Source organism: Sphingobium terrigena (assembly GCF_003591655.1).
Classification (GTDB): Bacteria; Pseudomonadota; Alphaproteobacteria; order Sphingomonadales; family Sphingomonadaceae; genus Sphingobium; species Sphingobium terrigena.
The window spans coordinates 1-1293 of sequence record NZ_QVRA01000084.1; the positions used below are offsets into that span (position 1 = coordinate 1).

The window sequence follows — 1293 nt, forward strand, 5'->3', positions numbered from 1 at the left end:
CTGGGCGCGGCCATCGGCGCGTGGTTTGTCACCCATGGCGGCCTCGTCCTGCCGCTGCTGCTGGCTGGCTTCCTTGTCCTCGCGGGAACGCTGGCCTGCATGATGCATCCCGCCGCGAGCGAAAGCGCTGCCACCTAATCGCCCAAAGCGCGCTCGATCCGCCGGTCGGGCGCAAGCCAGGGCAGCAGGACGATGATGTAGAGCGCAATCGCCACCGGCCGCGCGAAAAAGGCGGCCGGTACGGCAACGGCGTAAAGGGCGAGCGTGATCTTGCCCTTGCGATCCGACCCCACCGCGCGCGCCAGCGCCGATTGCGTGCCGTTGCAAGCGATGATCGCCCGCTCGGTCAGTTCGTATCCGATCGCCGCCATTGCCAGCACTACGCCATAGGAGGCCGTCGCCATCGCGGAAAAGCCGCTCGCATCGAGCCAGCGAATGACGAAGGGAACGAGGCTGAGCCAGAACAGCAGGAACAGGTTGGCCCACAGCACCTTGCCATCGATCCGGTCGGTCGCGTGCAGCAGATGGTGATGGTTGTTCCAGTAAAGCCCGACATTGATGAAGGAGAGGATATAGGCGAGCAGGATCGGCAGGCTGTCTGACAGCGCGGCCAGACTGCCATCGCGCGGCACCTTCAGTTCCAGCACCATGATCGTGATGATGATGGCGACTACGCCATCGGTGAAGGCCTCCAGCCGACCGGACGACATACCGCCACCTCTGCGCTGCTCAGACATCGCCCATACCCTCCAGCGCTTTGTCGTTCTGTCCCAGCGCAACGAACTGGTCGAGCAGCCAGGAAGCGGCCGGCCCCGGCGGCGTATCGCGCCGCCACACGCCTGCAAACCGATACATGCCGCCAGTATGATCGGGCATGGCCAGCCTTGTTAGCGATCCGTCGATCAGGTCCGGTTCGATCATCGGCAGCGGCATGTTGCCCCAACCGATCCCCTCGCGCAGCAGTGCGTGCTTGGCACCCAAATCCGCCAGACGCCACGTTTTGGGACTCATCACTGAATAATCCTGTCCCTCGGTAAAGCGGGAACGGTCGGTCAGCACCAGTTGCGTGTATTCGCGTCCCGCGCCGGGGGGTATCCGCTCCATCCGGCCTAGCGGATGATCGGGCGCTGCGACCGGCACCATCGGCACGGACCCAGCCGCGACGCATTCCACACCTTCGACACCGGCCGCCAAAGGCCCCGAAATGCCGACGACCGCCTGCCGGTCCAGCACCATCGCCGTGATCGCGCCGAGTGCCTCGACATGCAGGCGCAACTGCACCGTCGGGAATTC

2 protein-coding genes are annotated in these 1293 nt (G+C 64.9%); both read right to left on the minus strand.

All coding sequences use genetic code 11. The features are described 5' to 3' along the window. Positions 1-134: 134 nt before the first annotated feature. A complete protein-coding gene (locus D0Z70_RS24450) occupies positions 135-737 on the minus strand; it encodes a TMEM175 family protein (RefSeq protein WP_239019134.1) in 603 nt (200 codons plus the stop codon). Beyond that, a partial coding sequence (locus tag D0Z70_RS24455; RefSeq protein WP_182914110.1) for a substrate-binding domain-containing protein occupies positions 730-1293 on the minus strand: 564 nt, incomplete at its 5' end. The genes D0Z70_RS24455 and D0Z70_RS24450, both read right to left, overlap by 8 nt.